This is a genomic window from Saccharothrix sp. S26 (assembly GCF_021390395.1).
GTDB lineage: Bacteria > Actinomycetota > Actinomycetes > Mycobacteriales > Pseudonocardiaceae > Actinosynnema.
In genome coordinates, this window is sequence record NZ_JAJUWT010000010.1 from 203,217 (window position 1) to 220,414 (window position 17,198).

Annotated in this window: 14 protein-coding genes; 12 read left to right on the forward strand and 2 right to left on the reverse strand. The window is 72.0% G+C overall.

Annotated features, from left to right (window positions below; genetic code table 11):
• The first annotated feature begins 15 nt into the window (after nt 1-15).
• The gene (locus tag LZG04_RS18090) at nt 16-1,815 is read left to right on the forward strand and encodes a bifunctional UDP-sugar hydrolase/5'-nucleotidase (protein ID WP_233818474.1); all 1,800 of its coding nucleotides are present in this window, start codon (nt 16-18) and stop codon (nt 1,813-1,815) included.
• Nucleotides 1,812-2,321, forward strand: coding sequence for a G/U mismatch-specific DNA glycosylase (mug, locus tag LZG04_RS18095; RefSeq protein ID WP_233818476.1), 510 nt, complete (start codon nt 1,812-1,814; stop codon nt 2,319-2,321). The genes LZG04_RS18090 and mug overlap by 4 nt, the downstream gene beginning before the upstream one ends.
• On the opposite strand, the gene LZG04_RS42595 is transcribed toward mug, so the two are convergent.
• Nucleotides 2,298-2,990: a DUF742 domain-containing protein gene (locus tag LZG04_RS42595; RefSeq protein ID WP_233818478.1), complete on the reverse strand. Its 693-nt coding sequence runs from the start codon at nt 2,988-2,990 to the stop codon at nt 2,298-2,300. The two genes, mug and LZG04_RS42595, sit on opposite strands and share 24 nt — an antisense overlap.
• A 121-nt stretch (nt 2,991-3,111) precedes the next feature.
• Here LZG04_RS42595 and LZG04_RS18105 point away from each other — a divergent pair, with 121 nt between their 5' ends.
• A complete protein-coding gene (locus tag LZG04_RS18105; RefSeq protein WP_233818479.1) occupies nt 3,112-3,333 on the forward strand; it encodes an RNA-binding S4 domain-containing protein in 222 nt (73 codons plus the stop codon).
• A 99-nt stretch (nt 3,334-3,432) separates the two neighbouring features.
• Here the strand turns inward: LZG04_RS18105 and LZG04_RS18110 are convergent, their stop codons facing one another.
• The gene (locus LZG04_RS18110) at nt 3,433-3,963 is read right to left on the reverse strand and encodes a hypothetical protein (protein ID WP_233818481.1); all 531 of its coding nucleotides are present in this window, start codon (nt 3,961-3,963) and stop codon (nt 3,433-3,435) included.
• A gap of 576 nt (nt 3,964-4,539) precedes the next feature.
• Between LZG04_RS18110 and LZG04_RS18115 the strand changes: the two genes are divergently transcribed.
• The 9 genes from LZG04_RS18115 to LZG04_RS18155 all read left to right on the forward strand — a co-directional run bounded on the left by LZG04_RS18115 (nt 4,540) and on the right by LZG04_RS18155 (nt 17,193).
• Nucleotides 4,540-6,021, forward strand: coding sequence for a sugar transferase (locus LZG04_RS18115; RefSeq protein WP_233818483.1), 1,482 nt, complete (start codon nt 4,540-4,542; stop codon nt 6,019-6,021).
• A gap of 50 nt (nt 6,022-6,071) precedes the next feature.
• Nucleotides 6,072-7,136 (forward strand): Gfo/Idh/MocA family protein, encoded by a 1,065-nt coding sequence (locus tag LZG04_RS18120; RefSeq protein ID WP_233818484.1) that lies wholly within the window; start codon nt 6,072-6,074, stop codon nt 7,134-7,136.
• Nucleotides 7,137-7,162: 26 nt separating this feature from the next.
• Complete coding sequence (locus tag LZG04_RS18125) at nt 7,163-8,155, forward strand: SDR family NAD(P)-dependent oxidoreductase (RefSeq protein ID WP_233818486.1); 993 nt, start codon at nt 7,163-7,165, stop codon at nt 8,153-8,155.
• Nucleotides 8,152-9,294, forward strand: a complete 1,143-nt coding sequence (locus LZG04_RS18130; RefSeq protein WP_233818488.1) for a DegT/DnrJ/EryC1/StrS aminotransferase family protein — start codon at nt 8,152-8,154, stop codon at nt 9,292-9,294. Before LZG04_RS18125 ends, LZG04_RS18130 begins: the two co-directional genes overlap by 4 nt.
• A gap of 166 nt (nt 9,295-9,460) precedes the next feature.
• Nucleotides 9,461-14,302: a DUF4082 domain-containing protein gene (locus LZG04_RS18135; RefSeq protein ID WP_233818490.1), complete on the forward strand. Its 4,842-nt coding sequence runs from the start codon at nt 9,461-9,463 to the stop codon at nt 14,300-14,302.
• A complete protein-coding gene (locus LZG04_RS18140; protein ID WP_233818492.1) occupies nt 14,299-14,952 on the forward strand; it encodes a NeuD/PglB/VioB family sugar acetyltransferase in 654 nt (217 codons plus the stop codon). Before LZG04_RS18135 ends, LZG04_RS18140 begins: the two co-directional genes overlap by 4 nt.
• Entirely contained in the window at nt 14,952-16,043 is a 1,092-nt protein-coding gene (locus LZG04_RS18145; RefSeq protein WP_233818675.1) for a DegT/DnrJ/EryC1/StrS aminotransferase family protein, read from the forward strand. Before LZG04_RS18140 ends, LZG04_RS18145 begins: the two co-directional genes overlap by 1 nt.
• Nucleotides 16,040-16,603: an acyltransferase gene (locus LZG04_RS18150; protein WP_233818494.1), complete on the forward strand. Its 564-nt coding sequence runs from the start codon at nt 16,040-16,042 to the stop codon at nt 16,601-16,603. Before LZG04_RS18145 ends, LZG04_RS18150 begins: the two co-directional genes overlap by 4 nt.
• 149 nt (nt 16,604-16,752) lie before the next feature.
• Nucleotides 16,753-17,193: an SUKH-3 domain-containing protein gene (locus LZG04_RS18155; protein WP_233818496.1), complete on the forward strand. Its 441-nt coding sequence runs from the start codon at nt 16,753-16,755 to the stop codon at nt 17,191-17,193.
• The last annotated feature ends 5 nt before the right edge of the window (nt 17,194-17,198 follow it).

Sequence of the window (17,198 nt, forward strand, 5' to 3'; positions counted from 1 at the left end):
GGCTACGGTCGCCGCATGATCCGATCAGCTCCGCACCGCCGCGCCCTGCTCGCGGCCGGTGGCGCGGCCGTGCTCGCCGCCGCCGGGTTCCGCACGGCGGCCCACGCCGCACCGGACGACCGGGCCGGCGGGCGGCGGTTCACCCTCACCGTCCTGGGCACCACGGACCTGCACGGCAACGTGTTCAACTGGGACTACTACGCCGACCGCGAGTTCGACGACGCCGCGCACAACGACGTCGGCCTGGCGAAGCTGTCCACGCTGGTCAAGGCCGTGCGGCGGGAACGCGGCGCGCACCGCACCCTGCTGATCGACGCGGGCGACACCATCCAGGGCACGCCACTGGCCTACTACTACGCCAAGGTCGAGCCCATCGGCCGCCGCCGCGTGCACCCGATGGCCGCCGCGATGAACGAGCTCGGCTACGACGCCGCCGCGCTGGGCAACCACGAGTTCAACTACGGCATCCCGCTGCTGCGGGCGTTCGAGCGGCAGTTGGACTTCCCGCTGCTGGCCGCGAACGCGATCGACACCGCCACCGGCACGCCCGCGTTCCGCCCGTACGTGGTCAAGACCGTGTGGCGGACCGGCGCGGCGCCGCTGCGGGTCGGCATCCTCGGCCTGACCAACCCCGGCATCGCGATCTGGGACAAGGCGCACGTCGACGGGAAGATGACCTTCCCCGGCGTGCTGGAGCAGGCGCGCGAGTGGGTGCCGAAGGTGCGCGCGGCCGGGGCCGACCTGGTGGTCGTGGCCGCGCACTCCGGCGCGGAGCTGTCGTCGTCGCTGGGCGATTTGCTGCCGTTCCCCGAGAACTGCTCCGCGCTGGTCGCCGAGGAGGTGCCCGGCATCGACGCGATCCTGGTCGGCCACGCCCACACCGAGATCGCCCAGCGGTTCGTCACCAACAAGGCCACCGGCCGGCCGGTGCTGCTGACCGAGCCGCTGTTCTGGGGCAAGCGGCTGAGCCTGATGGAGTTCGACCTGGTGTGGTCGCCGGGGCGGGGCTGGCGGGTCGAGGCGTCCCGCGCGCAGGTGCTCAACACCAACACCGTGCCGGAGGACCCGGCCGTCGTGCGCCGGCTGCGTGACGACCACGCCGCGGTGGTGGCCTACGTCAACTCCCGGATCGGCACGTCGAAGGCGGCGATGTCGGCCGCGACCGCGCGGTACGAGGACACCGCCGCGCTCGACTTCGTCAACCTCGTGCAGGGCGAGGCGGTGAAGGCGTCGCTGACCGAGGAGCTGCCGGTGCTCTCGCTCGCCTCGCCGTTCAACAAAGCGGCGGGCATCCCGGCGGGCGAGGTGTCGGTGCGCGACGTGGCCGGGCTCTACATCTACGACAACACGCTGCTGGCCGTGCGGCTGACCGGTGCGCAGCTCAAGGACTACCTGGAGCGGTCCGCGGGGTACTTCAAGGCCGTGACGACCCCCGGACCGCACCAGCCGGACGCGCTGACCAACGCGAACGGCACGCCCGACTACCTGTACGACGTGGCGGCGGGCCTGGACGCGCCGTTGACCTACGACATCGACCTGGCGCGACCGGTCGGGCAGCGGATCACCGGGCTGGCCTACGGCGGCGTGGCGGTGACGGCCGAGCAGGCGTTCGCGGTGGCGGTGAACAACTACCGGCAGTCCGGCGGCGGCAACTTCCCGCACATCGCCACCGCGCCCGTGCTGCACAACCGGCAGTCGGAGATCCGGCAGCTGATCATCGACTGGGTGCGCGAGCGCGGTGAGGTCGACCCGGCGGCGTTGCACCGCGTCGACTGGCGGCTGGTCGTCGACGGCGTGCCGGTGGTGGTCGGATGAACCTGCCCGACATCATCGGCCCGGGGCTGGACGTGCTGTTCTGCGGCATCAACCCCGGTCTGCTGTCGGCGGCCAAGGGGCAGCACTTCGCCCGGCCGGGCAACCGGTTCTGGCCCGCGCTGCACCGGTCCGGCTTCACGCCGCGCCTGCTGACGCCCGCCGAGCAGGAGGAGCTGCTGGAGCACGGGCTGGGCATCACGAACCTGGTGGCCCGCCCGACGGCGCGGGCCGACGAGCTCACGGCGGAGGAGCTGCGGGCGGGCGGCGCGCGGCTGACGGCGTTGGCGCGGCGGTACCGGCCGAAGGTGGTGGCGGTCGTGGGCGTGACGGCGTACCGGGCGGCGTTCGGGCGCAAGGCGGCGGCCATCGGCCCGCAGGAGGAGACGATCGCCTCGTCGCGGCTGTGGGTGCTGCCCAACCCCAGCGGGCTCAACGCGCACTACCAACTGCCCGCCCTGGCCGAGGTCTTCGGCCGGTTGCGCTCAGAGGTTGCGCAGGCCCACTAGCACCCGTTCCAGCAGGGTGAAGTCGGGGCCGGCGGGTGCGGCGGCGTTGTCGTGCACGGCGACCACGCCCATCGCGATCAGGTCGCCGAGCAGCACCCGCGCCACGCCCAGCGGCACCGAGAGCAGCGCGGACACCTCGGCCACCGACCTGGGGTAGGTGGCGCACAGCTCCACGATCGACCGCTGCTCCGAGGTGCTCTCCCGCAGCGCGATCGCGATGCCGTCCTCCTCCAGCGAGACCAGCGTCTCCAGCCTGAGGTCGTAGCCGGAGGACGTGCGGCCACCCGTCCACGCATAGGGCCGCACCAGCGGACCGGAGAACTCCTGCACCACCGGTTCCGGCTCGGGTTCGCGGTCCCGGACCGCCGGCATGGGCGGCGGGTCGAAGTGCAGGCCGCGGTCGAACGGCGCGGTGTCCTCCAGCGGCTCCTCCTCCAGGCTGCGCCGCAGCGCCGCCGAGCCGAACCGCGCTCCGGTCGCACCGACCTCGCCCCGTGACGACCTCCGCCGCCGGGGTGGCCGGGGCTGTTCCGTAGGCTGTTCGTCGAGGGTGCGCCGCAACGCGGGCGAACCGAACCGCGCGCCGGTCGTGCCGACGTCCCCGCGCAGGGACCGGCGGCGTCTGCGCTCGCCGCCGGTCGGCTCCGGGTCAGAGCTGCCTGTGCTCACATTCCGGGAACCGTAGACCGAACCGGGCCCGGCGGATGTCGGCCGTGTTTCGAGTGCGTGCAATCCTCGTTAACCGCGCCACCCGCGCCCCGTCGCGGGTGCGGTGGAGGATGATGGGACGATGCGCATCCGCGAGGTCGAGATCTCCGACGACATGATCAGGTTGGGCCAGTTCCTCAAGCTGGCGGGCTTGGCCGACAACGGCGCTCACGCCCGTGACCTGGTCGAATCGGAGGAGGTCACGGTCAACGGCCGCCTGGAGACCCGCCGCGGTGCGCAACTGCGCGACGGCGACGTGATCGCCGTGGGCAACGAGAAGGCCCGCCTGGTTACCGGTCGTTAGCATCCCGCCGGTCGTCCGCAGTCCTGCGTTGTGCATGGGCCGGTGATCGGCCGGATCGGCAGGGCGACGCGACCACGGCGATCGCACGGCTCAACCGCGTCACGTGGGCGGTGGGGTGCCTTGGCGCCGGTAGGCCCATTCCTCGTGCCAGCAGTGGGGGTAGACGCCGTGGCGGAAGTAGGTCCGCGGGTCGGTGATCGGGGACGCGGAGCGGTCGTGGTAGAGCAGCCAGTAGGGCAGGACGGTGGCGACGACCCAGTTCACCAGGACCAGGGGCAGGTAGAGGGGGCCGAAGAGGCGCGCTTGGAGGACGTGCACGGCTTCGTGGTCGTCCACGCCCATCGCGGTCCCGGCCTGCACCGGGCCGACGGTGGTGGCGAAGCCCTTGATCACGCCGTCACGCAGACCGATCGTGCCGCGGTGCCGGCTGAACGCCACGTCCACCCGGTTGCCCCGCGCCAGCGCGTACGCCAGGAACGCCGCGCCGGCCACCGTGTTCGGCAGGCTCCACGTGGCGTCCACCACAGCCAGCGCGACCCCGCGCCCGCCGCGCGGGTACAGCCGGGTCCGCCACGCCCACACCCCGTGGAACGCGCCCAGCAGTCCGCCGATCACGCACCCGACGACCACCCGGACATTGTGACCGGCGAAGTGGCGATGGTCACGCCAAGCCGGCCGACCACCGGTAAATGACGAACCACGGTCACCCGAAGTGCCCGCGCGGTTGCGCCGAATAGCTGCTTCCACCCTGTGAATGGGGGACCGCGGACCGCCCCGATGCGGTCTCGGCGTCGGGTCCGAGGCGCTTTTCGGGCATTTTCCCGCCCAGCTTCGACCGCGGTCGAAAACTCGCTGTAACGCAAGCCGTCCCAGATTCGATGGACGTGTCCACGTGCGTGCGCGAGCGCCCACCGGGCACAGTGGACCGTCGCGTCCCGCGAGCTGGACAGGGCTTTCACGTCACCGTTGTCGGTGACCCGAAGTCACCTGCCGACCCGTCTGGGTGTGCGCCGACTGTCATACCGAGGAATGGCCATCCGGACGCCCTTCACTGTCCGTGTAACGCGCGCCGCCGGCCCGACGAATGACGGTTTGGCTGGGCGAGAAATCACCGGCCGGCCATTTGCCTCACACCACGCGGGTCCGTCGGGGATGCCCTGCGCACGAGCACGTCCGCCAGCCGGTCCTACCCGGGGGAGTACCACGATGAGCGAGCAGGTCCAGCCCACGCGACGCAGACCCGTCGCGGGGGTCGGCGCCACCCATCGCACCACCAACCCCACCGTCGGGAGCTGGGAACCGGCCTACCGGTACGGCGTGATCGCCGCCGACGTCCTGTGCGCGGTGCTGGTCGTCGTGCTGGCGGGCTTCTTCCTGTCGTCGCGGCACGACTCGTTCGGCCCGCTGTCCCTGCTGGGGCTGGAAGCGGTCACCGTCGCGGTGGTCGTCGGATCGCTGTTCCTCAACCGCGTGTGGAACCCCGCGGTGCTGGGCCAGGGCGCGGAGGAGTTCCGCCGCCTGGGCCGCGGCTTGTTCGGCTCCGTCGTCGCGCTCGGCCTGGGCGCGCTGGCGGCCGGGCTGCCCGGCGCCCGCCTGTGGGTGTTCCTCGTCGGCCCGGCCATCGCGCTGGTCGCCTTCCCGGTCCGCTACCTGCTGCGCCGCCCGCTGCACCGCGCCCGCGGCGAGGGCCGCTGCCTGCTGCCGGTGCTCGCCGCGGGCAACCTCGACACCGTCGCCGACCTGATCGGCCGCACCCGCCGCGCGCCGCACCTGGGCTGGCGCGTGGACGCCGTGTGCACGGTGGACGGCCGCGCCGAGATCGGCCTCGAGCTGGACGGCGTGCCGGTCGTCGGCCGGTTCGGCGAGCTGGGCGAGCAGGTCCGCCGCGGCGGCTACCGGATCGTCGCGGTCACCGCCGACGCCTACTGGACGCCGCGGCGGTTGCAGCAGTTGGCCTGGGACCTGGAGGGCACCGGCACCGAGATGGTCGTCGCGCCTGCCCTGATGGACTTCGCCGGACCCCGCCTGCACGTCACCGGCGTGCTGGGGATGCCGCTGCTGCGGGTGAGCGAGCCGTCGTTCACGGGTTTCCGCCGCGTGGTCAAGACCGCGGTGGACAAGGTCGGCTCGGCCTTGCTGGTGGCGCTGCTCAGCCCCGTGCTGCTGGCCGTCGCGGTGGCGATCATGGTCGACACCAGGGGCCCGGTGCTCTACCGGCAGCGCCGCGTCGGCAAGGGCGGCGTGCCGTTCACCATCCTCAAGTTCCGCACCATGGTCACCAACGCCGACGCGCTGCGCGCCCAGCTGCACGCGGTGAACGAGGGCGCGGGCGTGCTGTTCAAGGTGCGCCGCGACCCCCGCGTCACCGCCGTCGGCCGGTTCCTGCGGCGCTACTCGCTGGACGAGCTGCCGCAGCTGTTCAACGTCCTGGCGGGCTCCATGTCGCTGGTCGGCCCGCGGCCGCCGCTGCCGGAGGAGAGCGCGAAGTACGGGCCGGACATGCGCCGCCGGCTGCTGGTCAAGCCCGGCCTGACCGGGTTGTGGCAGGTCTCCGGGCGCAGCGACCTGTCGTGGGAGGAGTCCGTGCGGCTCGACCTGCGCTACGTCGAGGAGTGGTCGCTCGCCCTGGACGTGTTGATCTTGTGGAAGACCATCCGCGCCGTCTTCGGCGGCCAAGGGGCCTACTGATGACCCACCGACGCACGTCGCCCGGCGGAGGCGATGAGAGGGAGAACGAGATGGACCAGCCGATCGGCATCGCCGTCGTCGGCGCGGGCTACTGGGGGCCGAACCTGGTGCGCAACGCCCAGGCCACCCCCGGCCTGACCCTGCGCTACCTGTGCGACCTGGACGTGGAACGGGCCCGGCGCGTGCTGGGCGACTACTCCACCGTCCGGGTGTCCGGTTCGCTGGACGACGTGCTGGCCGACCCGGCGGTCGACGCGGTCGCCATCGCGACCCCGGCCGCCACGCACCTGCCGGTGGCGCTGGCCGCGCTGCGGGCGGGCAAGCACGTGCTGGTGGAGAAGCCCCTCGCGGCGAACTACACCGACGGCCTCGAACTCGTCCGCGAGGCCGAGAGCCGGGGCCTCACGCTGATGCTCGACCACACCTTCGTCTACACGCCGACCGTGCAGCACCTGCGCCACCTCGTGCGCAGCGGCGAGATCGGCACCGTGCAGTACCTCGACTCGGTGCGGGTCAACCTCGGCCTGGTGCAGCCGGACGTGGACGTGTTCTGGGACCTCGCGCCGCACGACCTGTCGATCTTCGACGCGATCCTGCCCGACGGCGTGCGCGTGGCGCGGGTCGCCGCGCACGGCTCGGACCCGATCGGCGCGGGCCGCGCCTGCGTCGGCCACCTGACGCTGGAGCTGTCCGACGGCGTGCTGGCCCACGTGCACGTCAACTGGCTGTCGCCGACCAAGATCCGCACGATGATCGTCGGCGGCTCCCGCCGCACGGTCGTGTGGGACGACGTCAACGCCGTGCAGCGGCTGTCCGTGCATGACCGGGGCGCCGACCGCATCGAGGACGACGAGGACCGCCGCCAGGCGATCATCTCCTACCGGCGCGGCGACACCGTGGCGCCCGCGCTGCCGGAGAAGGAGGCGCTGCGCGGCGTGATGGCCGAGTTCGCCGCCTCGATCACCGAGACGCGCGCGCCGCTCACCGACGGCTGGTCGGGCCTGCGCGTGCTGGCCATCCTCGAAGCCGCCTCCGCCAGCCTCGCCGCCGACGGCGAGTTCGTCACCGTCGCGCGGGTCGACCAGCCGGCCGCGCTCCAGCTCGCCACCGCGTGACCCAGCAGAAGGAAGGACCAAGCACCATGTCGGACGCCGCCCAGCCGATCACCGGCCAGCGCGCCCTCGTCACCGGAGGAGCGGGCACCATCGGCTCCGCGGTGGTGGACCGGTTGCTCGCCGCCGGCGCCGCCGAGGTGGTCGTGCTGGACAACTTCGTCCGCGGCCGCCGGGAGAACCTGGCCGACGCCGCCGCGCTCGCGGGCGACCGGCTCACCGTGGTCGAGGGCGACATCAACGACCGGGCCCTGCTGGCACGCCTCAGCACGGGCACCGACCTGGTGTTCCACCTCGCCGCGATCCGCATCACGCAGTGCGCCGAGGAACCCCGGCTCGCGCTGGAGTGCCTGGTCGACGGCACGTTCACGGTCGTCGAGGCCGCCGCCGCGGCGGGCGTGAAGAAGGTCGTGGCCTCGTCGTCGGCGTCGGTCTACGGGCTGGCCGAGGAGTTCCCGACCACCGAGCGGCACCACCCGTACAACAACGACACGTTCTACGGCGCGGCCAAGGCGTTCAACGAGGGCATGCTGCGCAGCTTCCACGCCATGTACGGGCTGGACTACGTGGCGCTGCGCTACTTCAACGTCTACGGGCCGCGGATGGACGCGCACGGCAAGTACACCGAGGTGCTGATCCGCTGGATGGAGCGCATCGCCGACGGCAAGCCGCCGCTGATCTTCGGCGACGGCGCGCAGACCATGGACTTCGTGCACGTGCACGACATCGCCCGCGCGAACGTCCTCGCGGCGCAGGCCCCGGTCACCGACGCGGTCTACAACATCGCCAGCGCGCGCGAGACCAGCCTCAAGGAGCTGGCGCACGCGCTGCTCGAGGCGATGGACTCCGACCTGCCGCTGGAGCACGGCCCGGAACGCGCGGTCAACGGCGTCACCCGCCGGCTCGCCGACATCTCCGCCGCCGCCCGCGACCTCGGCTGGAAGCCGGACATCGAGCTGGTCGACGGACTGCGCGGCCTGGTGGCGTGGTGGCGTTCGGCGATGGCCGAGGTGTCGCGATGATCCCGGTGATGAAGCCGTGGCTGGGCGCGGAGGAGGCCGAGGCCGCGTCCGCCGCCGTGCTGTCCGGCTGGGTCGCGCAGGGCCCGAAGGTCGCCGCGTTCGAGGACGCCTTCGGCCGCCGCGTCGCCGCGCTGCACGCCGTGGCCACGTCGTCGTGCACGACCGCGCTGCACGTCGCCCTGCACCTGCTCGACGTGGGTCCGGGTGACGAGGTCGTGGTGCCGTCGCTGTCGTTCATCGCCACCGCCAACGCGGTGCGCTACTGCGGCGCCACGCCGGTGTTCGCCGACGTGGAGCCGGAGACCGGCAACCTGTCCGCGGCGACCGTCGAGGCGGTGCTCACCGAGCGCACCCGCGCGGTGATCCTGGTGCACCAGGCCGGTGTGCCCGCCGACGTCGACGCGATCCGCGCCCTGACCGGCCCGCGCGGCGTCACGGTGGTGGAGGACGCCGCCTGCGCCGCCGGGTCGACCTACCGGGGTGTGCCGGTCGGCGCGGACGCCGAGCTGTCGGCGTGGTCGTTCCACCCGCGCAAGCTGATCACCACCGGTGAGGGCGGGATGCTCACCACGAACCGGGCCGACTGGGCGACCAGGGCCAGGCGGTTGCGCGAGCACGGGATGAGCGTGAGCGCCGCCGAGCGGCACAGCGGCGGCGGCGCGGTCGTGGAGAGCTACCTGGAGACCGCGTTCAACTACCGGATGACCGACATCCAGGCCGCCGTCGGCCTGGTGCAGTTGTCCAAACTGGACGCCATCGTGCGGCGGCGGCGGGAGCTGGCGGCGCGCTACCACGAGCTGCTCGCCGACGTGCCGGGGCTGCGCGCGGTGCGCGACCCGGAGCACGGCACGACGAACTACCAGTCGTTCTGGGTCATGCTGCCCGACGAGGTCGCGGTGTCGCGCAACGACGTCCTGGCCCGGCTCGCGGAGCGGGGGGTGTCGGCGCGGCGCGGGATCATGGCCGCGCACCTGGAACCGGCCTACGCCGGGCACCCGCGCGTCGACCTCCCGGTGACGGAGGCGATCACCGCGAGGTCGTTGATCCTCCCGCTCTACCACGACCTCACGGCCGAGCAGCAGGACACCGTGGTGGAGGAGCTGAAGTCGGCGCTGCGCCTGCCGCTGCCGTCGCACTGACGACCGCGGTTCGACACAGCCTGCGTTCGGCGGTACGGATCCTTCCGTTGTGGTGTAACGCGAAGCCGGCTTCCAACGACGATCGGAGCAACAGGGCTCCGCTGGTCGATGCAGTGCGCACGCGATCACCACCCGTCACGACAGCTTGTGTTCGAAAGGTGAACCCATGACCGCCGACCGGAAGCGGGCCAGACCCGTTCTCGCGGTGACCCTGCTGCGCCTGGCGGTGGTGCTCGCCCTCGTGGCGTCCACCATCGCGGTGGTCGGTCTGCTGCGCGCGCCCGAGGCGGCGGCCGCGCCGTGCGACGCGCCGGTGGTCAACAAGGTGGCGTGCGAGAACACCAAGGCGGGCACGCCCGACTGGCAGGTGCCCTACCGCGACGACGGCATCCTCGGGTTCACCACCGACATCAGCGTCAACCCGGGCGGCCGGGTCGACTTCAAGATGCTCACCAGCGCGTCGTCCTACTACATCGACATCTACCGGCTCGGCTACTACGGCGGCGTCGGGGCGCGGTTCCAGGAGCGGATCACCCGCAACTCGTCGCAGAACCAGCCGCCGTGCCTGCGCGGCGAGGACGGCAGCGCGTTGATCGACTGCGGCAACTGGGCGGTGTCGCTGAGCTGGAACGTGCCGCCGACCGCGGTCTCCGGCCTGTACTACGCGCGCACGCACCGCAACGACACCGGCGCGGAGAACGAGATCGTCTTCGTCGTCCGCGACGACAGCAGCACCTCGAAGATCCTGTTCCAGACCTCCGACTCGACCTGGGTGGCCTACAACCGCTACGGCGGCAACAGCCTCTACTTCGGCGACGGCCCCGGCCAGGGCGGGCAGGCGTACAAGGTCAGCTACAACCGCCCCTACACCGGCGGCGACGGCGACGACAACTTCATCTTCAACGCCGAGTACCCGATGCTGCGCTTCCTGGAAGCCAACGGGTACGACGTGAGCTACACCACCGACGCCGACTCGGCCCGCCGCGGCCACCTGATCCGCAACCACCAGGTGTTCATGGCCGTGGGGCACGACGAGTACTGGTCGAACGAGCAGCGCGCCAACGTCGAGGCGGCCCGGGAGGCGGGCGTGCACCTGGCGTTCCTCACCGGCAACGAGATCTTCTGGAAGACCCGGTGGGAGAAGAGCATCGACTCCTCCAGGACCGACTGGCGCACCGTCGCCTGCTACAAGGAGACCAAGGGCACCCAGAACGACGGCCTGAGCGACTGGACCGGCACCTGGCGCGACCCGCGCTACCCCGAGCAGGACGGCGGTCGGCCGGAGAACGCGCTGCTGGGCAACATCTTCACGGTCAACGGCCGCCGCGAGGACTCCCTCCAGGTCCCGGCCGCCTACGGCAAGATGCGGCTGTGGCGGCACACGTCGTTGCAGGGCATGGCCGCCGGCACCACGTACACGTTCCAGCCCGGCACGCTCGGCTACGAGTGGAACTCGGTGGAGGACAACGGCTTCCAACCTCCGGGCGTCGCCCAGTTGTCCCGCACCACGGTGAACATGCCCGAGGGCCCGTACGTGCTGCAGAACCACGGCGACCTCTACACCCCCGACACCAAGACCCACGCCATCACCTACTACAAGCACCCGAGCGGGTCGCTGGTGTTCGGCGCGGGCACGGTCCAGTGGGCGTGGGGCGTGGACGACGAGCACGCCTTCCTCACCAACACGCCGACCTCCGACGTGCGGATGAAGCAGGCCACGGTCAACTTCCTGGCCGACATGGGCGTGCAGGCGACCACGTTGCAGCCCGGCCTGGTGCAGGCCACCAAGAGCACCGACACCCAGGCGCCCACGGCCGCGTTCACCTCCGTGCCGCCGATCTCGACCGTGGGCGCGCCCTACACGTTCTCCGGCACGGTGACCGACGTCGGCGGCCAGGTCGGCGGCGTCGAGGTGTCCACCGACGGCGGCACGCGCTGGCACCCGGCGGTGTGGCAGGCCGGGCAGACGGCGTGGAGCTACACCTACACCCCGGGCAAGTCCGGCCCGGCGAGCCTGCGGGTGCGCGCGGTGGACGACTCGGCGAACCTGTCCACCCCCGTGGTGGCGACGCCCGGCGTGAACCCGCGCACCTGCCCGTGCGGCCTGTGGACCAACGCCGACACCCCCGACGTGCCCGACAGCGGTGACGCCTCGCCGCTGGAGCTGGGCGTGAAGTGGCGCGCCAACAGCGACGGCTACGTGCGCGGGGTCCGGTTCTACAAGGGCCCGGGCAACACCGGCACGCACACCGGCACCCTGTGGGACCACAACGGCAACCAACTGGCCACCGGCACCTTCACCAACGAGACCGCGAGCGGTTGGCAGACGCTGACCTTCGCGATGCCGGTGCAGGTCACCGCGGGCGTCACCTACGTCGTGTCCTACTTCGCGCCCAACGGCCACTACTCCTACGACCTGGAGTACTTCCTCCAGCAGCCCCGCTACCTCGAACCGCTCACCGGCCTGAAGAACGGCGAGGACGGACCCAACGGCCTGTTCCGGTTCGGCGGCCCCGGCTTCCCGACCCAGTCGCACTGGGGCAGCAACTACTGGGTGGACGTGGTGTGGGCGCCGGACCCCGGCCCCGACCAGCGCGCGCCGTTGCAGGTGTCCACCACGCCGGTCCACGGCGAGGGCACGGTCGCGCTCACCCCGGTGATCTCCGCGACCTACGACGAGGCGGTCGCGCCCGGGTCCGCGCAGTTCACCGTGACCGGGCCGAACGGCGCGGTATCCGGGTCGACCGCGCTGTCCAACGAGAACAGGACGGTGACCTTCACGCCGAGCCAGGCGCTGACCCCGAACACCGGGTACGCGGTGGCGTTGCGCGTGTCGGACGCGGCGGGCAACCAGACGCCGCAGTCGACGTGGTCGTTCACCACCGGCGCGACCAGGCCCGCCACCTGCCCGTGCACGATCTGGGACGACTTCGCCCGGCCCGCCGTGTACGCGGCGGGGGACACCACGCCGATCGAGGTCGGCACCAAGGTCCGCTTCAACGGCAAGGGCGAGGTGCTGGGCGTCCGGTTCTTCAAGGGCTCGGGCAACACCGGCACGCACACCGGCTCGCTGTGGTCGTCCACCGGTCTGCTCCTGGCCACGGGCACGTTCACCAACGAGACCGCGAGCGGTTGGCAGAAGCTGACGTTCGCCTCGCCGGTCGTCGTGCAGGCGAACACCACCTACGTCGTGTCCTACTACGCGCCGAACGGCCGCTACTCGGTCAGCGCCGGCTACTTCACCGGGCAGGGCGCGAGCTACGCGGGCCTGCGCGCGCTGGCCGACGGCGTCGACGGACCCAACGGCGTGTACCGCTACGGCAGCGGCGGCGGGTTCACCACCGCGTCGTACAACGGGACCAACTACTGGGTCGACGTCATCTACCGCAACGGCCTCAACGGCGACTCCACGGCGCCGACGCTGACCAACCGCACCCCGGCCCCGGACGCGACCGACGTGCCGTCCACCACCCCGGTGACGGTGACGTTCAGCGAGCCGGTCGACCCGGCCAGCGCGCAGATCTGGCTGACCGACCGGCGCGGCGCGCAGCTCGCCGGCTCGGTGTCGCTGTCGGGCGACCAGCGGACCGTCACCTGGACGCCGTCGGGCAAGCTCATGCCGCTGACCCGGTACACGGCCAACGTGCTGATCGCCGACGTCAACGGCAACCCGATGCCCAACCCGGTGACGTGGTCGTTCACCACCGGCCTCGCGGTGATCTGCCCGTGCACGCTGTTCAGCGGGGCGACCGTGCCCACGGTCACCTCGTCGGACGACGGCGGCGCCTACGAGCTGGGCGTCCGGTTCACCCCCACCGCGGGTGGGCGGATCACCGGCGTGAAGTTCTACAAGGGCTCGGGCAACACCGGCACGCACACCGGCACGTTGTGGTCGCCCAGCGGTCAGCGGATGGCCACGGGCACGTTCACCGGCGAGACCGCGAGCGGCTGGCAGACGCTGACCTTCGCCTCACCGGTGCTGGTGGCGGCGGGCCAGACCTACACCGCCTCCTACACCACGACCAGCGGCCACTACGCCGTGGACGCCGGGTACTTCGACAACTACGCGGTGTCCAGCGGTCCGCTCAGCGCGCCGTCGGGCCTGGACGGCGGCAACGGCGTCTACCGCGCCGGCTCGGGCTACCCGACGAACTCCTACGCGGGCGGCAACTACTGGGTCGACGTGGTCTTCCTGCCCAACGACGACACCGTGCCGCCGGTCGTCAACGGGCGCACGCCGCTGGACGGTGCCGGCGAGGTGTCCCGCACGTCGCCGCTGACCGTGGCGTTCGACGAGCCGGTCGACCTCAGCACGGCCCAGTTCGCGCTGGCCGACTCCGGTGGCGCGAAGATCGCGGGCACGCTGTCGCTGTCGGCCAACCAGCAGCAGGTGACCTGGACGCCGGCCGCACCGCTGGGTGGTGGCATGACCTACACCGCGAGCCTGCGCATCGCCGACGTCTACGGCAACCTGATGACCGCGCCCACCACCTGGTCGTTCACCACGACCACCGAGGGCGACTGCCCGTGCTCGCTGTTCAGCGCGGCGACCGTGCCCACCGTGGCGGCGGCCGACGACACCGGCTCCTACGAGCTGGGCGTGCGGTTCGTGCCGTCGGTGAGCGGGTCGGTCACCGGGGTGAAGTTCTACAAGGGCTCGGGCAACACCGGCACGCACACCGGCACGTTGTGGGACGCGGAGGGCAACCCGCTGGCCACCGGCACGTTCACCAACGAGACCGCCACCGGCTGGCAGACGCTCACGTTCGCCTCGCCGGTGACCGTCACCGCCGGGACGAGCTACGTGGCCTCCTACACCGCGCCGAACGGTCGGTACTCCGTCGACACCGGGTACTTCATGGGCAACGCCGTGACCAGCCCACCGCTGAGCGCGCCGGCCACCGCCGAGGGCAGCCGCAACGGCGTCTTCCGCTCCGGTCCCGGGTTCCCGGACTCGTCCTACGCGGGCAGCAACTACTGGGTCGACGTCGTGTTCACCACCGGATGAGCGCGGCCCGGCCACTGCTGCTGGTGGGTGGCGGCGGGTTGGCCCGCGAAGTCCTCGCGGCCGTCCGCCTCCTGCCGCACCTGTGGCGTCCCGTGGGCGCGCTGGACGACGACTCGGCACGGCACGGTGCGGACCTCGACGGCCTGCCCGTGCTGGGCGGGACGGAGTTGGCGGGCTCGACGGACGCGGCGGTCGTGGTGTGCGTGGCCAACGCGCACCGGCCGCTGGGCAGGCTGAACCTGGTCGCCCGGCTGGGGTTGACGCCGGACCGGTGGGCGACCGTGGTGCACCCGGCGGCCTCGGTGGCCGTCGGCGCGGAGGTGGGGCCGGGCACGGTCCTGCTGGCCGGTGCGGTGGTGACCGCGCCGTTGCGCTTGGGGGCGCACGTCGTGGCGATGCCGCACGTGCTGATCACGCACGACGACGAGGTCGGCGACGGCGTCACGTTCGCCGGCCGGGCGTCGCTGGGCGGGTCGGTGCGGGTGGGTGAGGGCGCGTACCTCGGGCAGGGCAGCTCGGTCCGGGAGGGCGTGTCGATCGGGGCGGGTGCGGTGGTGGGCATGGGTTCGGTCGTGCTCGCCGACGTCCCCGCGGGTGAGGTCTGGGCGGGCAACCCCGCCCGGAGACTGCGAGAGGGGAGCGGTTCGTGATCGACATCCCGCTGGTGGACCTTCGTGCCCAGCACGAGCAGGTGGCCGACGAGGTGGCCGACGGCTGGGCGGAGGTGCTCAAGAACACCGCGTTCGTCGGCGGTCGCCAGGTCGGCGAGTTCGAGGCGGAGTTCGCCGCCTACCAGGAGGTGCCGCACTGCGTCGCGGTCGGCAACGGCACGGATGCCATCGAGCTGGCGCTGCGCGCGTTGGACGTCGGTCCGGGCGACGAGTGCGTGCTGCCGGCCAACACGTTCATCGCCACGGCCGGCGCGGTGGCGCGGACCGGCGCGACGCCCGTGCTGGTCGACTGCGTGGCCGAGACCGGGTTGATCGACGTGTCCCTGGTCGCGGAGGCCGTGACGCCGCGGACCAAGGCGTTGCTGCCGGTGCACCTGTACGGGCAGGCCGCGCCGGTGGAGGAGCTGCGGTCGTTCGGTGTGCCGATCGTGGAGGACGCGGCGCAGGCGCAGGGCGCGCGGCGGCACGGCGTGCCGGTCGGCGGGCTCGGCGACCTCGCGGCGACCAGCTTCTACCCGGGCAAGAACCTCGGCGCGTACGGCGACGGCGGCGCGGTGCTGACCACGTCCGCGGAGCTGGCCTCCGCCGTGCGGTTGCTGCGCGAGCACGGGTCGCCGCGCAAGTACGAGCACTCCGTGGTCGGCTTCAACAGCCGGTTGGACACGCTTCAGGCCGTGGTGCTGTCGGCGAAGCTGCGGCGGCTGGAGGGGTGGAACGAGCTGCGCCGCGCGGCGGCCGACCGCTACTCGGCGCTGCTGGCCGACGTGCCGGGCGTGACGCTGCCGGTGGTGCTGGAGGGCAACCTGCCCGTGTGGCACTTGTACGTCGTGCGCGTGCCGGCACGTGACCGCGTGCTGGCGTCGTTGCACGAGGCCGGGATCGGCGCGGGCATCCACTACCCGACGCCGGTGCACCTGACGGGCGCGTACGCGCACCTCGGCCACGCACCCGGTGACTTCCCGGTCGCCGAGGCGGTGGCGGGGGAGATCGTGTCGCTGCCGCTGTTCCCGGAGATCACGGTGGCGCAGCAGGAGCGGGTCGTGGCGGCCCTGGCGGAGGCCGTGCGATGAGCGACGTCTTCGTCCACCCCAAAGGTTTGTGCGAGAGCACCGACGTGGGCCCCGGGACGCGCGTGTGGGCGTTCGCGCACGTGCTGCCGGGCGCGCGGGTCGGCCGGGACTGCAACATCTGCGACGGTGCCTTCGTGGAGAGCCGCGCGGTGCTGGGCGACCGGGTGACGGTGAAGAACGGCACGCTGGTGTTCGACGGCGTGGTGTGCGAGGACGAGGTGTTCCTGGGCCCGAACGTGCTGTTCACCAACGACCTGCGGCCGCGGGCGGCGATCAAGCGCACGGGTGACGCCCTGCTGTCCACCGTCGTGCGCCGTGGGGCGACCCTGGGTGCGGGCACCGTGGTGGTGTGCGGCGTGGAGATCGGTGAACACGCCTTCGCCGCCGCCGGCTCCGTGATCACCAAGGACGTCCCGGCCCACGCGTTCATCGCGGGCAACCCGGCCACCCACAAGGGCTGGGTCTGCACGTGCGGCCAACGCCTGGACGCGGGCCTGGTCTGCCCCGACTGCCACACCCGCTACACCGAAACCGACAAGGGCCTGACCCCAACCCCCTAACCCGCGTGTCCTACGTTCAGAACGCGTGTGTCGTACCTTCAGAACGCGTGTGTCCTACGTTCAGAACGCGTGTGTCCTACGTTCAGGACCCCCGAATTCAACGCTCAGAACGTGCGACCTGCGCGTTCACGCCCCTGGGAGCCCGATCCGTGGACCGGTGGACGGCGGAGGCCGAGCAGGCACTGCGGACGGCCGGGTGGCACCCCGGTCGACAGGTCGACACCACGCTGTGGCAGGTCTGGTTCGAACCCGACGGCCTGCCCATGCACTGGGCCGCCCAACGGTTCCTCGGCGAGTTCGGCGGCCTGGTGTTCGACATCAGCGGACCGGGGATCACCCGGGCCAAGGAGCCGTTCGAGCTCGACCCGATGCTGTGCGACGGGGAGGACGACCGGTTCGTGGAGTGGGGCGCGGACATCGGCCGGTCGCTGTTCCCGATCGGCGAACTCGACCACGGCCGGTTCTCGCTGGGCATCGACGAGGACGGCTTCCTCTACCTGGTGTCCGACTTCCTGAGAAAGTTCGGCGCGGGCGAGAGCGGGATGGAGGACCTGCTCCTCGGCGTCATGGGCGAGGAGATCGACGGCTGACCCGC

Excerpts from the sequence above, each read along its gene's own strand:
- LZG04_RS18140 (WP_233818492.1), top strand. The coding sequence starts at position 14,299 with ATGAGCGCGGCCCGGCCACTGCTGCTGGTGGGTGGCGGCGGGTTGGCC.
- LZG04_RS18130 (WP_233818488.1), top strand. The coding sequence starts at position 8,152 with ATGATCCCGGTGATGAAGCCGTGGCTGGGCGCGGAGGAGGCCGAGGCC.
- LZG04_RS18090 (WP_233818474.1), top strand. The coding sequence starts at position 16 with ATGATCCGATCAGCTCCGCACCGCCGCGCCCTGCTCGCGGCCGGTGGC.
- mug (WP_233818476.1), top strand. The coding sequence starts at position 1,812 with ATGAACCTGCCCGACATCATCGGCCCGGGGCTGGACGTGCTGTTCTGC.
- LZG04_RS18125 (WP_233818486.1), top strand. The coding sequence starts at position 7,163 with ATGTCGGACGCCGCCCAGCCGATCACCGGCCAGCGCGCCCTCGTCACC.
- LZG04_RS18120 (WP_233818484.1), top strand. The coding sequence starts at position 6,072 with ATGGACCAGCCGATCGGCATCGCCGTCGTCGGCGCGGGCTACTGGGGG.
- LZG04_RS18135 (WP_233818490.1), top strand. The coding sequence starts at position 9,461 with ATGACCGCCGACCGGAAGCGGGCCAGACCCGTTCTCGCGGTGACCCTG.
- LZG04_RS18115 (WP_233818483.1), top strand. The coding sequence starts at position 4,540 with ATGAGCGAGCAGGTCCAGCCCACGCGACGCAGACCCGTCGCGGGGGTC.
- LZG04_RS18105 (WP_233818479.1), top strand. The coding sequence starts at position 3,112 with ATGCGCATCCGCGAGGTCGAGATCTCCGACGACATGATCAGGTTGGGC.
- LZG04_RS18150 (WP_233818494.1), top strand. The coding sequence starts at position 16,040 with ATGAGCGACGTCTTCGTCCACCCCAAAGGTTTGTGCGAGAGCACCGAC.